A 17,649-nucleotide genomic window follows, 5' to 3' on the forward strand; every position below is an offset into this window, starting at 1 on the left:
ATATTTTATGGCCTTGTTGCTTTCTCTTACGGCTTTTTTCTCCACTTGTGTCAAAGCAGAAGCGCCTAAAATCGTTGATCCAACCGTTATTTCTATGTCTTCTTGGGAGGTTTATCAAGGTAAGGGAAACCCTTCTATGGATAGCTATGGCCGTCCAACGTCGTTATCTCAGTGGCAGAAAATCACAGACTATAAACCGCCATATTTTCATTTTCCTCTACTGACTCAACGCTGGTTTCGTTCCACTTTCTTGGTCGGATGGCATTATAAAAATGCCCAATTAGCCTTGTCATTAGGTCCTTTGTTTGCCGATGCACAAGTGTATGTGAATGGTGTGAAGCTCACTCAATTAGAGGAAAACCGTGCCGCACGTTTTTATCGACATTCACAAACGCGGATTTATCTTCTGCCACGCCATAAACTGTGGTTTAGTTTTCTCGATTTTCGCAGAGAGAACCAAATTTTGGTGCATCTTATCGGTAACAAAGAGCCACTAACACTTAATCCTAAACAGGTTCAAGTAGGCAATTATGAAACCCTTGCGTTAAAAGCCAAAGACTCGGATACCTTGATCAAAATAGCCCAAGGTAGCATGGTTGCTCTGTTGCTTTCCTTTTGTCTATTCTCGATTTTTATGCGGGCGGTGGGGTTTAAAGAGCGGGATAACTCCCTGTTTGGTGCTTACGTTGTGTGTGTTGCTGGTGGGATTTTAAGTGACTCTTTGTTGCTGCCAGACACACTGGGTTATGGTTCGGCTCATTCGCCGTTTCCTGCTCTATTTTCGACTTTTGCCGTTTTTGTTTTGGTCGTTCTCTTATCCCCAAGGCAGCGAGTAGCGCGTTTAACCGGCTTGCTGTTTTTGATCAATCTATTTGTATTATTGTGCCTATTTTTAGAACCCTACAATGGGACTTTCTATCAAGGATTACTGGTGTGTAACCAGATATTAAGTGCGGCCATTTTGCTTCATGCACTATTTAGACACGCTTTTCTCAAGCGAACAGAAAGTAAATCCCCGTTTTCTGGCCGTCTTTTGTTGATATTGACGTCTTTAGGGTGGCTAGCCCAGTTCTTCTGGGCCTTTAACTACAGTCCAGCTCAGCCTTTGAATATCACATTATTTATTGCTGCTATTATATTATTACTTAATGTAGCGCAGCGCTTTAGAGCGATGGCGAGTTCCTTATTAACCTTATCTAACCGTTTGGTGTCGATCCGTGAGATTGAGCGCGAAAGGCTAACACGGGACATTCATGATGGGGTTGGCCAAGGGCTGTCTACACTTAAGCTGTTAATCAACCTCAATGCGTCTAAGTTGGAGTCCAATTTGGGGGAGATGCTTAAGTCTGAAGTCGCCAATACCTCGAATACATTGAAATCCGTCATTCGTAATCTAAAACCTATAGAGGTTATGTCAGGCTCACCGACACAAGCCATTATCAGTTTGGCACAGCATAACTGCAGTTTGGCAGGCATAACTCTCAAAATATTTTCGAAAGATGAAGTTACTTTGAGTCAAGAGGGCGCTTATCAGGTGTATCGTATTGGACAAGAAGCCTTGAATAATGCGATTAAACACAGTAGTGCACAAGAAATTACCTTATCGTTTCGCGTAACAGGCAATATCTATCGAGTGCAGATAACGGATGATGGTAAAGGTATGGAAGAGGAGACAGCGGAAGACAGTTATGGTATGAACTCGATGAACGAGCGAAGTATGATTCTTGGGGCAAGTTTAAGTGTTGACAGCCAAGGTTCCAATGGAACCACTATATTGTTAGAGGTGCCAATTCATGATTAATGCGGTTGTGGTGGATGATCATGTGATGTTTCAGCAGGGCGTTAAAGCCTTGTTGGAAGAGTCTCAGCAAATTAGTGTGGTCGATACGGCTACCAATGTCATTGATGCTGAGCGAATCATCATGGGGAAAAAACCTGATGTTTGTGTGTTGGATATTTCCTTAACACAGGGGAATGGTTTGGAGCTTGCCGAGCGCCTACGTTCTCGTGGTTATCAAGGTGCCATCGTTATGCTAACCATGCATACTGAGCTGAGTATTTTTAAGCGCGCCTCGTCTATCGCTAAGATTGACGGTTATGTGCTTAAGCTGGATGCCTCTGAAGATCTGGTAAAGGCCATCATGGGGGCTATGAGTGGAAAGCGTTTTGTCAGCCCCGCGATTGCTCAAGAAATGGCCTGGCAGGATGGTCAAAATAATCTAGATGAAAGCCCGCTTAGCACGCGTGAAATCGAAGTGCTTACCTTGGTCGCCGAAGGACACGGCAGTGAAGCCATCGCTTCACGATTAAAACTAAGTAAGCGTACGGTGGATAATCATAGGGCGAATATTCGTAAAAAACTGGGTTTAACCAACTCAGCGGAGTTAACACGTTATGCCATTGAGCAGGGGTTACTGCTTAACCTAAATGTCCGCTAAGCTAAAGATATGCATATAGTGATGCTGTCTAGGTTTGGTGGTAGTGTTCTTGCTACCTTACAAGAAGGAAACATTCGATGATATCTTTTGGTTTTTTACTGACTTCGCTAGTTGTCGTGTTGATCCCTGGGACAGGTGTTTTATACACTGTTGCTACCGGTCTATTTTCTGGGAAGCGTGCGAGCTTCTTTGCGGCATTTGGCTGTACTTTAGGCATTATTCCGGCTTTGTTAGCGAGTAGTTTCGGACTTGCGGCTCTTTTTCACACGAGTGTCGTTGCTTTTCAAGTTGTTAAGTATGCTGGGGCAGCCTATCTACTTTATTTAGCATGGCAAATGTGGCGTTCTTCTTCTCCTTTAAGCCTCTCTAAGCAACAGTCAAACAAACAGTATTCGAGCCTTGTCATCAAAGGTTTCCTGTTAAATATCTTAAACCCTAAACTGTCCATTTTCTTTTTAGCTTTTCTTCCGCAGTTTATTCCTAGTAGTGTAGAAAACCCTTTGAACAGTATGCTTTTACTTGGGGCTGTGTTTATGCTCATGACCTTTGTTGTGTTTGTTATATATGGCTTTTTATCCGGTTTGTTTAGTGCCTATATCATAAAATCTGAGAAGGCCAGTATTATGATTCAACGCATTTTTGCCACAAGCTTTGCGGCACTTGCCCTCAAGCTAGTATTTAGCGAGCGAACATAATAAGCATTCTGTTAGAAGAGATAGCTTGGTCTTAGTGGCTGGGCACGACGAGTAGAAAACCCTGTCGGTTGGTATGTTGGCTATGTTGAGAGCCGTTCTGGTGTTTGGTTTTTCGCTACCAATTTAGCGGTTAAGGATGCAAAACATTTAAGCCTAAGAAAAGCCATGACCGTTCGTGCTTTAAGGCATGTCGGGGTTATTTAACGTTATTCTTGCCGATGGGGGGAGAAAAGACCTTTGCTTGGCGTTGCTCGTGACATCGTGCAAAGGTCTCAAAATAACCTTGCTTTATTTCGTTCTCGTGGTGGGTCGTCTCGATATCACGAGAACCTTCAATCTCGTCATAAGTCGCCACTATGTAGCCAAGGTAAATGGCTACATAGTTTCTTACCTTTCCTAATATCGGCGGATAGGGCAAACTTAAGCCGATCTTGTTTAGTCTCCTGCGCGAATTTTTGATCTACAGCGGTTCATTTTAGCAGTCGTGTCTAACGTCACCTTTGGTATATTGAACGCATAGAACATGGTTATTATGTCCAAGTGGTTGTGGATGCCGTACGAGATACTCTTCATAAAATAACGGAATAAGAGGTTTGGCTGAATGAGGTTAAAGAATTGATGGAGTCGGTTTTAGAAGAAGCGATAGCACTGCGTCAGTCTGGTCAATATGACGACTCCAGAAGGCGGCTTAATACCTTGTTATACGATGAAGATTGGAAGGCAAAGGCGCATCTACAGATTGCTTGGTCTTATGACAATGAAGGTAGGGAGCATGAGGCCATTGTCCACTATGAATCGGCATTGTCTGGCTTGCTCTCAAAGCAAGAGCGTTTCGATGCACTGTTTGGGTTAGCGAGTACTCTTAGAGGTATTGGCTCTTATAAGGAGGCTCTTCACTACTTTGAGTTAACGCTTGCTGAGTATCCCAATGAGGTTGAAGTCAAACCTTTTTATGCTATGTGTTTGTATAACCTAGGTCGTCATAAAGAAGCCACTGCATTATTGCTTGAGTTGTTGATATCGACGACGAATCATGAGTCAATCAAAACCTATCAACAAGCCATAATGTTGTATGCAAAGGATTTAGATAAGGTGTGGTAAGGCGAATTAATGGCTCAATTATGATACTTTCTTTTCTCCCAACGTTGGTATTTTATCTCTAACTGAAAACGCCTCAGTCCTAGGAGTAAAGAGCGTATGTATATTCCGAAAAATATGGAAATGGTTGACGAAAAATCGATTTTTGATTTTATCAGTGAGTTTGGTTTTGCTTTGCTTGTTTCTCCCACATTAGATGCCACTCATCTTCCTCTTATTTATAAAGCCTCTCAACATTCAAAGGGATGTCTATATGGTCATTTTGCAAAAGCGAATGCTCAATGGGAAGCATTAGAGCAGCAGCGTGTTTTAGCTGTTTTCAGTGGCCCACACTCGTATATTTCGCCCACGTGGTATGCGACTCAGCCTGCGGTTCCCACATGGAATTATGCATCAGTTCACTGCTATGGAAGCGTGGAACTATTAAGTGATCGTGATACTGGCATATTCATGGATGAACTAATCTCTAAATATGAGCCAGAACTTCATAATAACAATGAACTCATGCCATTGGCGTTTAAGCAAACGTTATCTCAAGCGATTGTTGGTTTTAGGATCGTTATTGATGATATTCAAGCGAAGGACAAATTAGGTCAACACCGAAAACAGGATGATCAAATTGGTGTCTATCGTGCCCTTAGTGAAAGTACGCATGGTGATTCTCTTGCGTTAGCAAGCTATATGAATAAAAGACACTTAGGGACAGGGGAATAAAAGTATCTTGATCGCTATCCAAACCGCTAGACAAGTCATGAAGGTCTCATTGATCAACATTGAGTCGACATCACGACGTGTACTGGAGAACTTATTCCATTACTATGTGTATGATATGTCTGAATTCATGGGATGGGCGCCAAATGATCAGGGGCAGTTTTCATTCCGGTTGTCTCAGTTTGATGTTTACTGGCAAAGAGAAGATCATTTTCCATATTTTATCTATGTAGAGGGGGAATTAGCGGGTTTTGCTCTGGTACGCAAATATCCTGCTAATAGGTCTGTCTACGATATTGAGCAGTTCTTTGTGTTACGCAAATTTACAGGGCAGGGCGTTGGTAAGCAAGTTCTTGAACTGATTCTCAAATCCTATCCAGGGAAGTGGCAAATCCGTGTTTTAAAAGAAAATACTGGCGCGCTTCATTTTTGGAAGTCTGCGGTGTCTCGTATTGTGGGCAGTGACTATCGCCTCTGCGAAGATATCGATGTGGATTTGACGATGCATTTTATTCGCTTTCAAGTGTAAGTTCTATCTCAAAGCACCTCGTCATACGACGATAAACAGATCCATTCACTTTATTACCTAAGGCGATCCATCGATATTATGGCGAGAAAAATATTAAGTTTGAAAGGCAAAAGACAGGCAGACGCAGGTCCGATTGACGATGTGGTCGAGGATCAATTTCCTAATGACCCAGAGAAGCGTTTTTTCAATGGTGTTGTTGTTCATCCTTCTCCTTGTCTTCATTTAGCGTCTGGTTCTAAGCAGCGCACTGTGCGAGCGATGGATTTGATTACGCCAATTGGTATGGGGCAGCGCGGGTTGATTGTCGCGCCGCCGGGATCCGGCAAAACGACGATGTTAAAACACATCTGTCAGGCGGTGGCAGCAGCTTACCCTGAGATCAAGCTGTATGCCTTGCTGATTGATGAGCGTCCTGAAGAAGTAACGGATTTTAAACGCAGTGTGTCGGCAGAAGTGCATGCGTCGTCTTCGGACGAAAACTACACCCAGCATGTTCGAGTGGCGGATAAGCTGCTTGAAACGGCTCGCAAGCAAGCTGGTGAAGGCAAGGATGTGATGATAGTTATCGACTCGCTGACAAGGCTCTCTCGCATACACAACGCAGAGCAGCGAGGTAATGGCCGAACCATGTCGGGCGGGCTAGATAGTCGAGCGTTGGAAATACCGCGTAAACTGTTTGGCGCGGCAAGAAAGATTGAAAATGGTGGGTCGTTGACCATTTTAGCTACCGTGCTGGTGGAAACGGGAAGTCGCATGGATCAGGTGATTTTCGAAGAGTTTAAAGGTACGGGGAATATGGAGATCGTATTATCCCGTGAAGTGGCGAATCAACGGATTTTTCCTGCAATCGATATTGCTAAAAGTAGTACCCGTCGTGAAGAGCTGTTGATTGATGCTAAAGATATTGAAAAGGTGCGAACCTTGCGACGTGCACTGACTCATCTTACGCCATTAGAAGGCGCTCAGAAGTTAGTGGCCTTATTGGAAAAGTACCCAACTAACGCCGAACTCTTGGATGCATTCTGACTTCCATGAATCCTAGCGGTGTTATCATTTCTAGATTACTAGCCTCATCCTGAGTAATGCTATTAAGAGCTAGGGCTATTGCTGATTAGGGAAACCTTTTTATCTATATCCTTAGTTTCTTGTTTTGAATACTTGGTTTGAGCTAGCCCCTCAATTTCTTGCTTTGATGCCGCTTTTTTAGCCGGTTTTGTGTTGCCAACAAACTTACCGCCAGCTTCGATGCTTAAGTTGTCACTGTAAATGGTGCCCACGACATCACCACTGCTTAAAATTTCTACGTAATTCGCGTAGCAGGTGCCTTCAAAATGACCATTGATAATCAGTCGTTCTGTGGTGATTTCTCCTGATACCTTGCCAGATGCACTGATTTTAATTTGATTAATGACCTCTATTTGGCCTTCAACATGCCCATCAATCTGTAGTCGGTTGGCTACTTGAATGTTGCCGTTGATTGTGCAACCTTCTGCGATGAGAGTTGTAGCTGCTGACTGACTCTTAACTCTATTTTGCCCACCAAAGATTCCCATCCCACACCTCTTGTACTGTTAAAAATGCTATCAAAATTATCGACGTTCCAAGCCAAAAATGGTTTGGGATTTAATGATCGTCCGACAAATCGTATTTCATAATGAAGGTGTGGCCCAGAAGAAAGGCCACTGCTTCCTGAATAACCAATTAAATCGCCTTTGCTCACGAAATCCCCTCTTTTCACCGCGAATTTACTTAAGTGAGAATAAGAGCTTGAAAAACCGTAAGAGTGCTGCAAACGAAGAAAATTACCAGACCCTTTATTTCCTGGTCGTATTACTTCGACGGTTCCATCCGCAGGGGCATAAATCGGCGTGCCTGTATTCACAGCAAAATCTTGTCCACGATGAAAGGTTATTTTCCCTGTGATCGGATGGACGCGTTTTCCGTAGCCTGAAGAAATTCTAGCATTTTTTACGGGAGGCCCGCTGGGTATTTGCGTCAGCATCGCCACTCGTATTGATGAGGTGATGGCAGCGGTATCCAAACGAGATTCTAGTCCAGCTTTGCTGTCACTATCCATGCCCAGCGTTTTTTCTAGATCATCTAACCGGTCTGTAACCAACTGCATTTTTTCTTCTCGTTCCGATAATTCCTGTTCTAAGTTTGTTTTTAATGTTGTTAGCGAGGTGACTTCTTTATTGAGATAGGAGGACTTATCCTCTAATTCGCGCAGCTTAAGTTTAGAAAATTCAGCATCGTTAATTAAATAGTAGATGACGCCAGCCGTGAAGAGAATGCCAATAAAAATCAAGTAGCTCATGAGCTTGAAGGTGTGACGGCTTCTTTTCCCGAAGCTGAAATGCTTGGTTCCATGAATTGAAGAAATGGATATCGTAATATTGTCTTTCATCGTCTTATTTATTGGCCAACATCAAAATATAGTATTGTGAGAGATAACATAATAACTGCCTTTGTTCGGCTTTCTAAGCGAAAATTTCAATAATATCGGTTAGGCCAGACACTTAGAGTAAGCGCGGTAAATTAATGTCTGTCAGGTTATAGAAAAGAAGTGCTTATAACTGATGTTATTGGATCACTCTGCCAGCTTCGCCCAAGAGCATGACTTTTAGTCCATCACTTGAATAGTCGTTAACAGACTCAGGCATAAATACATTGCCTTGAAAGCGGATCAGGTCATGGAGGCTGAGGATCGAGTATTGCCTAATGCTTAGGATTCGAGTAAAAAGAGTCATACTGTGATAAAAAATAAACGTAAACCCCACCTAAATGTTGGGAATCTCCCTTAGCAAGGGAGAAAAAGCACTGCGATATTAACAGGGACGTCGCCAATTCTGAAAAAGCGAATCCCCTATAGATAACGCGGCCGTTCAACAGACGGTTATAGCCATGGCTTCGCCACTGTATAATCGCTTAGTAGTTAGGGCTCTATACATTACCTTAGGCATCTATGAAATTCTTATTTTCTCAAATTTTAGAATTACCCTTTATGCTAAATATCTCAAATGGGAGGTACTTAGTTCGATTTGAAGGTGATGAATACCATCTTGAGCTAAACAACGATTTGTATGCAGTTGTAACTGAGGGGGCAACGACACCTTCTGTAATGCTTTTAGCCTCACGAGAGGAAGCATTTAAGTTTTCTAAGGGGCAAACTGATACATCTGTTATAAAGCTACGGTCAGTTTTAACACTAAATCTTGTTGATTTCCCAAAAGATAGAAGTGACCTCAATAGCACTGAATTTTGTGGCAAAATACAATCCGAACTTTCAAGGCAAGGTGATACTGAGAAAGAGAATATTGAACAAGTAGCAAACGATCTACTAAGGCTAATTTCTTCAAATGAAAAATCTCAATTGGATGCTGAAATCCTGAAAATATATGCAAGAGCCAGATTCAACAAAGAATTTGGTTATGATTTCATAAGATTATGTAATCACTTTATCAAACATTATTGTGTTGCATTTGAAGACAGGTTTGCACAGGAAATATCCTTACATGATGTATGTGAAACAACATGCGGTGGCGTTCTGCAAATCACATATGTCGAGGGTAATCTATTAGAAAACTCAACATTAGTTGGTAAAATACCACCTATTTTTAAAAGAAGTTGGTTTACCCATGACAGTGAAAAAATTGAACGATTCAAAAGTAAGCTGTCCTCTTCCGTAGGTGTTGATGAAATAAAAATGCTCACAGTAAGAGCATGGAATATGTTTGAGAGAGGCGCATACAGATCTGCCATCATCGAGTCATCTTCTGCGCTAGAAGCCGAAATATCGATCCAAATAAAAAATGGTGGTGTTGAATCTGGAAAAACCTCAGAGGAAATGCAGCAGTTATTGTTCGATAATCAGCGTTTTGAACAAAGATGCAAAAAGTTAATGAAAGAATATTGTGGTTTCACAGTACCAGAGTTAGATAATGCTCTATGGTCTTCAGTAAAAGCACATAGAGATAACTTACGGCACAAAATTGCTCATTCTGCTTCTGAGTCATCAGCAGAAATGGCCGAAACAGCAATTAACGACTTCTCTGGGTTAATAGAGAAAATCCGTAAGCAAGCCCTAACAAGTCATTCTAGCGGTCGCCTACGGCGCAGCTGAATGAGGCGGTTAGGGGCCTCAGCTCCAAATCGAAGTAGTATCAACTAAAGAGGAAGTGATGATGGAACGTTATAAAAACTTGGGTGGTAACTCGAATGTCTTTGCATACGAAATTGGAGCAGGCGAAATCACCGTTCAGTTCGGCGATGGTTCAGTCTATCTATACACGAATCAAAGTGCCGGTGCCGCCAGCATCAACGAAATGCATAGGCTAGCAAGAGCCGGGCAAGGCTTAAATAGCTATATCGGTAGAGTAGTCAAAAAGGGATATACCAGAAAAATCCGGTAAGTAGCCCTTAACAATCGCAGGCACGGCGACGGCTTTTCCGTTGCGGCTGCGCCTTCACTACAAAGCCGCGCGTGCTGCGGGCGTTAAGTACTTTTATGGAAAGTCAATTTTTATCGTATCGGCAAATTTCAGTTGAGGCACTTCCTCATCTAATCGGGATTATGAACAATTCTGAACATATGAAGTATAGCGTGAACCTTGATTCATATGATAAGTGCGCTTTATATATAAAGAGATTTGCAGAGCAATGGAAAACGTTAGGTTATAGTTGTTGGACGATTACTGAAAAGAAAACTGGCCAGGTAATTGGGTGGGGCGGTATTGTCATCGATGAAGATGACCCACATTGGGGCCCTGAGCTGATTTACTATATCGCCCCAGAGAAAAGTGGATTAGGTTATGCCAGTGAGTTAGCGAATTTTGCTACAAGCTATGCTTCGAATGTAATTGGGCTCAGCAAAATCGTTGCTTTTGCACACCCTGAAAACGTAGCATCAAACAAAATTTTAGAACGAGTTGGTTTCAAGTTAGTTCGATATCTTGATGATATGTCTAGGAACTTCTACGAGTTCAATGCTGGTACTTAACAAACCGTTGCACGGGGCTCGTAGGCGAGCCCGTGAGCAGGAACGTTAGAGCTCAACGAGGAGAGTATGGAAGAACTTCTAAATAATGGATGGGTTGTAGGCATCGGAGGTGGTGTTTTAAGTGGCCTCATTGTGGCGTGGCTCACTAGGACACTTTTTTCCAAAAAGGATCTTCGAGAACTGGCAATAAACATCTCCTCTGCAAACAGAGAAATTCTGTACGCCATTCGCCCTGAAATCTCGGAAAGCAGCCTACCAACGGTTGAAGTAATAGAAGCATTAAAAAACGCTACTGCTCGGAAGTACAAAATTGAACCTCATCGATTACACGGCATCACGGAAATAGTTGAAGAGCTTATTAAGGAAATAATGGATTCAAGCTTTATTTCATCTTCAGCCAAAAAGGAATACTGTGAATCTCTTAAGACTCTAATACCAGAAAAAACCACAGAGATGGAAAATCTCTCAGAGGATCGCGAAGTCTTTGTTACCCGCGTCGAGTACAAAGAGAAGATGACTTCTTTGCTTTCCCTTACGTTAGGGACTATTGCAGCCTTGGCTACGATGCTCACCTTCATTCGCAGTAGTTTTGAGTCATCTAGTATATTCGGAAAGGTAACCGAATCTATTTTTCCAATGATTCTTATAATGACTTCTGTGATGTTGGTTATGACTGCAATGCAGGTAGCTTTAAAGCTTAGGCATAAACGAATTAGAGCCGAAAATGGGATTCCAGATGAAGAAAGCTCTAACAAACGCGTCAATTAGGACGCTCGCAAGCTCGCGCCTATTACGCGGGCGTTAGGTGCCTAGGTTCCCCTGCAATGTCGAGAGAAAAGGATAATTTGATGACCAGAGAACAAGAATTGTTTGTCCAGCGCTTTTTGAGCGAGCTTGAGGAGGATAATGTAGCAATATTCGCAGGAGCCGGATTGTCATCCTCGGCCGGTTACGTGAATTGGAAAGAACTATTACGCCCTCTTGCAGATGAATTGAATTTAGACATTGATGAAGAGCAAGATTTGGTTGGTGTTGCTCAATTCTATTTGAATGAAAATGGGCGAAATAGAATCAGTCAGCAGTTAATGGATGAAATTGCAACTGCAAAGCAACCTACCGAAAATCATGAAATACTATCGCGATTACCAATAAAAACATATTGGACAACTAACTACGACAAACTGATTGAAAAGGCATTAGAAAATGCCGGGAAGATTGTGGACATAAAATATACAAACAATCATTTGGCAACCACAAAAAGAAAAAGAGACTCTATTGTATATAAAATGCATGGTGACATAGATCATCCTGATACTGCAGTTTTAACAAAGGATGACTATGAAAAATACCCTTTGCGGATGAAGCCTTACATAACGGCTTTATCAGGTGATTTGGTTTCTAAAACATTCCTTTTTATTGGTTTTAGCTTCACCGACCCCAACCTAGATTACATAATGAGTCGAGTAAAAGCATACTTTGAAGAACATCAAAGACAGCACTACTGCATTTTTAAACAATGTAATGAAAGCGACTTTGAAAATGCTCAACTCTATGAGAATGCCAAAATCAAGCAAGCGCTTCTAATAAAAGATCTTTCCAGATTCCAAATAAAAACAATACTTGTTGAAAAATATTCAGAAATTACTGAGATGCTAAGAAGGGTAGAGCGAGCTTACAGACGTAGGACCATTTTTTTATCTGGTAGCGCGCATGATTTCTCTCCATTTAATCAAAAGGATGTCGAATCTTTTCTTTGTCGTTTGGGTAAGGTCCTAATCGAGCGAAACTGTAGAATATCTTCGGGGATTGGTTTAGGTATTGGTAACGCTTTTATAACTGGTGCGATTCAAAGTGTTTATGAGCATCATAACGGATACGTTAATGAATATTTAACAATGAGGCCATTCCCACAATATATTGAAGATAGACAGCTGAGAAGTGACACTTGGAAGAAGTATCGATATGAAGTTATTGGTTCTGCGGGTATAGCTATATTTTTTATGGGAAATAAGATTGAAGATTCCAATGTTGTCATGGCCGATGGTGTTAGGAAAGAATTTGAGATAGCCCGTGAACTAGGATTAGCATTGATTCCAGTAGGTTGTAGTGGGTATATGGCTAAAGAGCTCTGGAGTGAGGTAATGGAAAACGTATCGCAATATTATGACGAATCTAATACCGACTTGATAAAAGCAATTAGTGAATTAGGCGTTGACGTTGACGTTGAGAAGCCTGAGCAATTAATTTCAAAAATAGTTAATGTAATTGATTTAATGTCAAAGGAGTAAGAAGATGGCTAGGAAAGTATTTTATAGTTTTCACTATGTTCCAGATGTAACGAGAGTTTCTCAAGTAAGGAATATTGGTGCTTTGGAGTCGAATAAACCTGCTTCAGATAATGATTGGGAAACCGTAAAAAGTGGAAAAGACACGGCAATTAAAAAATGGATTGCTGATCAAATGAAGGGACGTACTTGCACTGTTGTATTAGTTGGCGAAGATACAGCAAATAGGAAGTGGATCAATCATGAAATCGTCGATTCATGGAACAAAGGGATGGGTGTTGTTGGCATTTACATTCATGGGTTGAAAAACATGAGTGGTAATATAGCAAACAAAGGGAAAAATCCTTTCGATTATATTAACTACGGTGATTCTGGCAAAAAGCTATCTAGTATAGTGAAATGTTACAATCCTCAAGGCACAAATAGTAAGGGTAGGTATGCGTGGATTGCAGAGCATCTTGAAAATGCAGTTGAAGAAGCAATTCAAATCCGAAAGAAAAATTAAACGCACCTAACAAGTCAAGCCAAGGGACGCAGACAAGCTGCGCCCCTGCTTGAAGCGTTATGTTTCTTGATAGCACCGTTAACTTGGTGCTATTGATGGCACCAAATCGTTGGCTAGGTGATTACTATGCAAGTGAAATTTTCCGAGGATGTCATTCCTCTCTCAGACCTGAAGATTAATCCCGGAAAGGTGGTTGGTCGAGCTCAGGATATGCATAGCCCAATCCTGCCTACCAGTCGTGGTCGCGGTGTAGCTGTTGTTCTGGGGCTTGAGAATTATGAGAGAACCGCAGAGGAATTGCGGTTTGTAAAGGCGGTGACACAGGGACTTATGGATGTTCGCGAGGGCAATACGGTATCGCTGGAGGACGCCAAGAAAACGTTGGGCATTAAGTAAATGGAATTACGCATCGCACAGTCCGCTCTTGAGGACTTACAGGCAATTCAGGAGTATTACAGAGAGCAGGATGTGCCACATATCGGTGATGATTTCGTGGCTGCTATCTTGGAGCGTTGTGGAATGCTTCAAATCCACCCTGATGCTGGTCGAGTTGTTCCGGAGTTCAACCTAGATCATATTCGCAAATTGGTTCACGCGCCATTTTGGGGTGTCTACCTCAGGCAGACTAAAGAGCTTGTGCTCATACGAGTCTGGCGGAGTGAGAGACAGCTCGAATTGCCAGAAAACGAAACATAACTAGGCCATGCACCGGATGCCAAAACCTCCGCTTCGCTGCGGCTTTGTCATTGGTGATGGCGGGCGTTGAACGAAACAAGAAGTCTGTAAAAGTGGAGATGGACACTGCGCCAATGGGGTGTCGATGCCCAGCGTGTGGTGAACCTAATGTGGTTTATCTTGAGGAGATAAAATATTACCCTCAGTTGGGCTTGAATAGTAATTAACAGACTCAGGCATAAATACATTGCCTTGAAAGCGGATCAAGTCATGGAGCCTGAGGATCGAGTATTGCCTAATGCTTAGGATTCGAGTAAAAAGAGTCATACTGTGATAAAAAATAAACGTAAACCCCGCCTAAATTTTGGGAATATCCCTTAGTAAGGGAGAAAAAGCACTGCGATATTAACAGGGACGTCGCCAATTCTGAAAAAGCAAATCCCCTATAGATAACGCGGCCGTTCAACAGACGGTTATAGCCATGGCTTCGCCACTGTATAACCGCTTAGTAGTTATGCAAAATGAGATAGCTATGCGTCAAGCAGTGATAGATGAAGTGAAGTTGCTTTCGTTAGCGTCGGAGCAGTTGGCGTACGAGAAAGCGGTACCTCACGCAAATGTAGTTGCAGAGCTATTTTGCGGGTTTTGCGATGATCTGTTTCACCCAAAAAGTTCAGAGTGGGTATCCCAGTTTACAGAGGACGAGCTAAAAGGCTTGGCGCATTTGTACGGAGTCCTGTTAGAAGCAAATAAGTCTAGTGCTGTCTGTGTGAACGATCTATTGAGGGATGAAAAATGGCGGAGAGTAATTGCGGTGGCGAAGGATCTACATGCTAGGCTTGAATCACATGCATAACCAAGCCATTAAGTTCGCTCCCTTCGGTCGTCCGACGCTCGCGAGCTCGCGCGGCTTATGGCAGCGTTAGAAATGCCAACATCACGTTAAACGCAGAAAAATCATTATGCTGAGGCTTTACGCAATCAAGTCATTACAATAGATTAGGAAGATGAAGTTACACGAATACGTTTTTTTAAAAAAAGTTAACGCATTAAGATTTTGGTTAGGTTGATAACAGTCAGTTAGAAAGGATAATGTCTGGCTCTTTCATCCGTTAACGTTGCCTGCTATGCGCCTTGATAAATTTGTTTGTAAAAGTACCGAGCTAACCCGACAGGAAGCGATTCAATGTATTCACTCTGGTGAGTTGAGTGTTAACGGCGAAGTCACGATGAATGAAGCGGTTCAGGTCCATGAAAACAATACCGTACTGTTGCATGGCGCTAGGCTGAAAGCACGGGACTTTCGTTATATCTTGATGCATAAACCAGCGGGTACGGTGTGTTCCAATATCGATGAAGTTTACCCGTCTCTGTTCAATTATTTAGAGGTTGATAAGGTCTCAGAACTTCATATAGCAGGGCGCTTGGATGCGGATACGACGGGCCTGGTTCTGATCACGGATGATGGGCGTTGGTCTTTTCATATTACTCTACCGAGCAATGATTGCCGCAAAGTCTATCGAGTTCAATTGTCCCAAGCCATTCCTGCAGAACGGAGTAGCGACCTTGTCACTCAGTTTAAACAAGGCTTACAACTGCAAGGTGAGCTGGGGTTAACTCGTCCTTCCAAATTAGACATTATTACTCCAAAAGAAGTACTGTTAACCATCACCGAAGGCAAGTTTCATCAGGTAAAACGTATGTTCGCTGCCGTAGGGAATCGTGTGGTTGGCTTGCATCGTGAACAAATCGGCGAAGTTTGCCTTGACCTAGATGTTGGGCAATGGCGTTATTTATCTAAGAATGAAGTAGAGTCTTTCAACAATAATTAGAATTCATGGAGGTTAGCTTATGACTACAAAGCGCATATTATTTACTGGTGGATCGGGAAAAGCAGGAAAGCATGTTATTCCTTACCTTCTTGAGCAAGGCTATAGGGTATTGAATGTTGATTTAGTCCCTTTGGATCACCCTGGAGTGGATAATTTGATTGCCGATATTACGGACTCAGGACAAATGTTCAATGCTTTAAGCGCTTATGCGGGATTTGATGAGCTGGAACCCGGTCTCGGTGTGCCAAAATTTGATGCCGTCGTGCATTTTGCTGCTGTCCCGCGCATTTTAATTCACCCTGATAACGAAACTTTTCGAGTCAATACCATGGGGACTTATAACGTCATCGAAGCCGCCGTGAAGCTGGGTATTAAAAAAGTGGTGATTGCTTCATCAGAGACAACCTATGGTCTCTGCTTTTCGGATGGTCAAACCGACCCACATTCTTTGCCGTTAGAGGAGGATTATGATGTTGATCCTATGGACAGTTACGGGTTGTCTAAGGTAGTGAATGAGAAAACGGCTCGTAGCTTCCAGCGCCGTTCAGGTTTTGATATTTACGCGCTGCGCATTGGTAATGTGATTGAGCCCCATGAATACGCGGAACTGTTTCCGCATTATTTTAAACACCCTGAAGTGCGCCGCCGAAATGCGTTTTGTTATATAGATGCTCGCGACCTCGGGCAAATTGTGGATTTGTGTTTGCAAAAAGACGGCTTAGGTTTTCAGGTGTTTAATGCGGGTAATGATCATAATGGGGCGATTATCCCAACAAAAGAATTAGCCGAACGCTTTTTTCCTGGCGTGCCATTCACTCGAGAAATGGGAGAGCATGAAGCCTTGTTTTCGAATCGTAAAATTCGCGATGTGCTGGGGTTTAAAGAACAGCATAATTGGCGTCAGTACGTGAGTGCTTCTGACGAGTAATATGTAAAGGTGTAAAACCCTGATTTTTTGGGTTCTACACCTTTAATAACCATCAAGCTTTAAGACAAAACCGCATTGGAGATATCGTCCAGTAGAGAGGCGCCTTTAGGTTCCCAGCCTAATGCCTTTTTACTTTCTTCGCCGGATGCATTCAGTGATAGCTCTGCAAAATGCGCGAAATGCCCAAAGTAGTCTTGGGCTTGCTCTTTGGCTATGGCGCGAGTGGGAATATTAAGTCGATCACCAATGGTTTGCATAATCGTTTTAAATGGGATGTTCTCCTCGCCAACCGCTAGGTATTTATGGCCACTCTCTCCTTTTTCTAACACGAGACGATATAAATCAGCGGCATCTGATAGGTGAACAGCGGCCCATTGGTTATTGGTATTTTCAATATAGGCGGAGACTTGCTTACTTTGCGCAATCTCAAGCATTGGACTAATTAAGCCAAATTTATGAGTATTATGAACTTGTGGTAGGCCAACAACCATGCAATTTGTCCCCTTTTCATAACAGGCTAAAGCGGCTTCGTCTGACGCGGCGCGGGGGATCTGCTCGGAATTAAGTTCCCGCATAGTCCAAGCACCTGATGTCACTATGAGCGGGCGCGATGTATGATTAAGCGCTTTTCCCATGGTTTGGATAAGGTGTCGATCGTCTTCGCAGTTTTGTTTGAAGGTAGTGAAGTCATGATTGAAGGCGGTATGGATCACTGCATCGGCCTCTTTTATACCAGCCAAAATCGAATCGACATCTTGTAATGACCCTATGTGTGCGGTTGCGCCAAGATTTTCTAAAATAGCAGCACTGGTTTCATTACGTGCTAGTCCCACAATATCGTAATTATTTTCTAGGAGATTTTTTACGATAGCTTGCCCAAGAAAGCCTGTCGCGCCAGTAATAAAGATACGTTTCATGTTCTGCCTCTACTGTGTGGTGGTGAATAAAGTCATT

The 17,649-nt window shown here is 42.6% G+C and carries 21 protein-coding genes; 18 read left to right on the forward strand and 3 right to left on the reverse strand.

Going from position 1 to position 17,649, the window contains the following annotated elements; translation table 11 throughout:
* Positions 1-7 precede the first annotated feature (7 nt).
* The 7 genes from AC0VYI_RS08365 to rho all read left to right on the forward strand — a co-directional run bounded on the left by AC0VYI_RS08365 (position 8) and on the right by rho (position 6,497).
* A complete protein-coding gene (locus AC0VYI_RS08365) occupies positions 8-1,801 on the forward strand; it encodes a sensor histidine kinase (protein WP_475448618.1) in 1,794 nt (597 codons plus the stop codon).
* A complete protein-coding gene (locus tag AC0VYI_RS08370; RefSeq protein ID WP_067020831.1) occupies positions 1,794-2,438 on the forward strand; it encodes a response regulator transcription factor in 645 nt (214 codons plus the stop codon). The genes AC0VYI_RS08365 and AC0VYI_RS08370 overlap by 8 nt, the downstream gene beginning before the upstream one ends.
* Before the next feature lie 77 nt (positions 2,439-2,515).
* Positions 2,516-3,133 carry a LysE family translocator gene (locus tag AC0VYI_RS08375; RefSeq protein ID WP_475448620.1) on the forward strand — a complete coding sequence of 206 codons (618 nt, stop codon included), beginning with the start codon at positions 2,516-2,518 and terminating at the stop codon, positions 3,131-3,133.
* Between the two features lie 618 nt (positions 3,134-3,751).
* On the forward strand, positions 3,752-4,234 hold the full coding sequence (locus AC0VYI_RS08380) for a tetratricopeptide repeat protein (RefSeq protein WP_199477273.1): 483 nt from the start codon (positions 3,752-3,754) through the stop codon (positions 4,232-4,234).
* 96 nt (positions 4,235-4,330) lie between these two features.
* Positions 4,331-4,945, forward strand: coding sequence for an FMN-binding negative transcriptional regulator (locus AC0VYI_RS08385; protein WP_475448623.1), 615 nt, complete (start codon positions 4,331-4,333; stop codon positions 4,943-4,945).
* A gap of 7 nt (positions 4,946-4,952) precedes the next feature.
* Positions 4,953-5,471 carry a GNAT family N-acetyltransferase gene (locus tag AC0VYI_RS08390; RefSeq protein ID WP_475448625.1) on the forward strand — a complete coding sequence of 173 codons (519 nt, stop codon included), beginning with the start codon at positions 4,953-4,955 and terminating at the stop codon, positions 5,469-5,471.
* Positions 5,472-5,549: 78 nt separating this feature from the next.
* Positions 5,550-6,497 (forward strand): transcription termination factor Rho, encoded by a 948-nt coding sequence (gene rho, locus AC0VYI_RS08395; protein ID WP_475448627.1) that lies wholly within the window; start codon positions 5,550-5,552, stop codon positions 6,495-6,497.
* Between the two features lie 62 nt (positions 6,498-6,559).
* On the opposite strand, the gene AC0VYI_RS08400 is transcribed toward rho, so the two are convergent.
* Positions 6,560-7,024, reverse strand: coding sequence for a bactofilin family protein (locus tag AC0VYI_RS08400; protein WP_475448628.1), 465 nt, complete (start codon positions 7,022-7,024; stop codon positions 6,560-6,562).
* Positions 6,928-7,878: a M23 family metallopeptidase gene (locus AC0VYI_RS08405; RefSeq protein WP_199477204.1), complete on the reverse strand. Its 951-nt coding sequence runs from the start codon at positions 7,876-7,878 to the stop codon at positions 6,928-6,930. The genes AC0VYI_RS08400 and AC0VYI_RS08405 overlap by 97 nt, the downstream gene beginning before the upstream one ends.
* A 558-nt stretch (positions 7,879-8,436) precedes the next feature.
* Between AC0VYI_RS08405 and AC0VYI_RS08410 the strand changes: the two genes are divergently transcribed.
* The 11 genes from AC0VYI_RS08410 to AC0VYI_RS08460 all read left to right on the forward strand — a co-directional run bounded on the left by AC0VYI_RS08410 (position 8,437) and on the right by AC0VYI_RS08460 (position 16,695).
* The gene (locus AC0VYI_RS08410; RefSeq protein WP_475448630.1) at positions 8,437-9,594 is read left to right on the forward strand and encodes a hypothetical protein; all 1,158 of its coding nucleotides are present in this window, start codon (positions 8,437-8,439) and stop codon (positions 9,592-9,594) included.
* 58 nt (positions 9,595-9,652) lie between these two features.
* On the forward strand, positions 9,653-9,883 hold the full coding sequence (locus tag AC0VYI_RS08415; protein WP_475448632.1) for a hypothetical protein: 231 nt from the start codon (positions 9,653-9,655) through the stop codon (positions 9,881-9,883).
* Between the two features lie 95 nt (positions 9,884-9,978).
* Complete coding sequence (locus tag AC0VYI_RS08420; protein WP_475448634.1) at positions 9,979-10,470, forward strand: GNAT family N-acetyltransferase; 492 nt, start codon at positions 9,979-9,981, stop codon at positions 10,468-10,470.
* A gap of 66 nt (positions 10,471-10,536) precedes the next feature.
* A complete protein-coding gene (locus AC0VYI_RS08425; protein WP_475448636.1) occupies positions 10,537-11,238 on the forward strand; it encodes a hypothetical protein in 702 nt (233 codons plus the stop codon).
* An 80-nt stretch (positions 11,239-11,318) separates the two neighbouring features.
* A complete protein-coding gene (locus tag AC0VYI_RS08430; protein WP_475448638.1) occupies positions 11,319-12,758 on the forward strand; it encodes an SIR2 family protein in 1,440 nt (479 codons plus the stop codon).
* 4 nt (positions 12,759-12,762) lie between these two features.
* Positions 12,763-13,260 carry a TIR domain-containing protein gene (locus AC0VYI_RS08435; protein ID WP_475448640.1) on the forward strand — a complete coding sequence of 166 codons (498 nt, stop codon included), beginning with the start codon at positions 12,763-12,765 and terminating at the stop codon, positions 13,258-13,260.
* Between the two features lie 126 nt (positions 13,261-13,386).
* Positions 13,387-13,656, forward strand: a complete 270-nt coding sequence (locus tag AC0VYI_RS08440) for a type II toxin-antitoxin system Phd/YefM family antitoxin (protein ID WP_475448642.1) — start codon at positions 13,387-13,389, stop codon at positions 13,654-13,656.
* Complete coding sequence (locus AC0VYI_RS08445) at positions 13,657-13,956, forward strand: type II toxin-antitoxin system RelE/ParE family toxin (protein WP_475448643.1); 300 nt, start codon at positions 13,657-13,659, stop codon at positions 13,954-13,956.
* Between the two features lie 511 nt (positions 13,957-14,467).
* Positions 14,468-14,791 (forward strand): hypothetical protein, encoded by a 324-nt coding sequence (locus AC0VYI_RS08450; protein ID WP_475448645.1) that lies wholly within the window; start codon positions 14,468-14,470, stop codon positions 14,789-14,791.
* Between the two features lie 271 nt (positions 14,792-15,062).
* The gene (locus tag AC0VYI_RS08455; protein ID WP_475448647.1) at positions 15,063-15,767 is read left to right on the forward strand and encodes a pseudouridine synthase; all 705 of its coding nucleotides are present in this window, start codon (positions 15,063-15,065) and stop codon (positions 15,765-15,767) included.
* A gap of 19 nt (positions 15,768-15,786) precedes the next feature.
* The gene (locus tag AC0VYI_RS08460) at positions 15,787-16,695 is read left to right on the forward strand and encodes an NAD-dependent epimerase/dehydratase family protein (protein WP_475448650.1); all 909 of its coding nucleotides are present in this window, start codon (positions 15,787-15,789) and stop codon (positions 16,693-16,695) included.
* 59 nt (positions 16,696-16,754) lie between these two features.
* On the opposite strand, the gene AC0VYI_RS08465 is transcribed toward AC0VYI_RS08460, so the two are convergent.
* Positions 16,755-17,612, reverse strand: a complete 858-nt coding sequence (locus tag AC0VYI_RS08465; RefSeq protein ID WP_475448652.1) for an SDR family oxidoreductase — start codon at positions 17,610-17,612, stop codon at positions 16,755-16,757.
* Positions 17,613-17,649 lie beyond the last annotated feature (37 nt).

The organism is Marinomonas sp. 63XJN7_9_ISO-PGPR-S23-217, assembly GCF_056173515.1.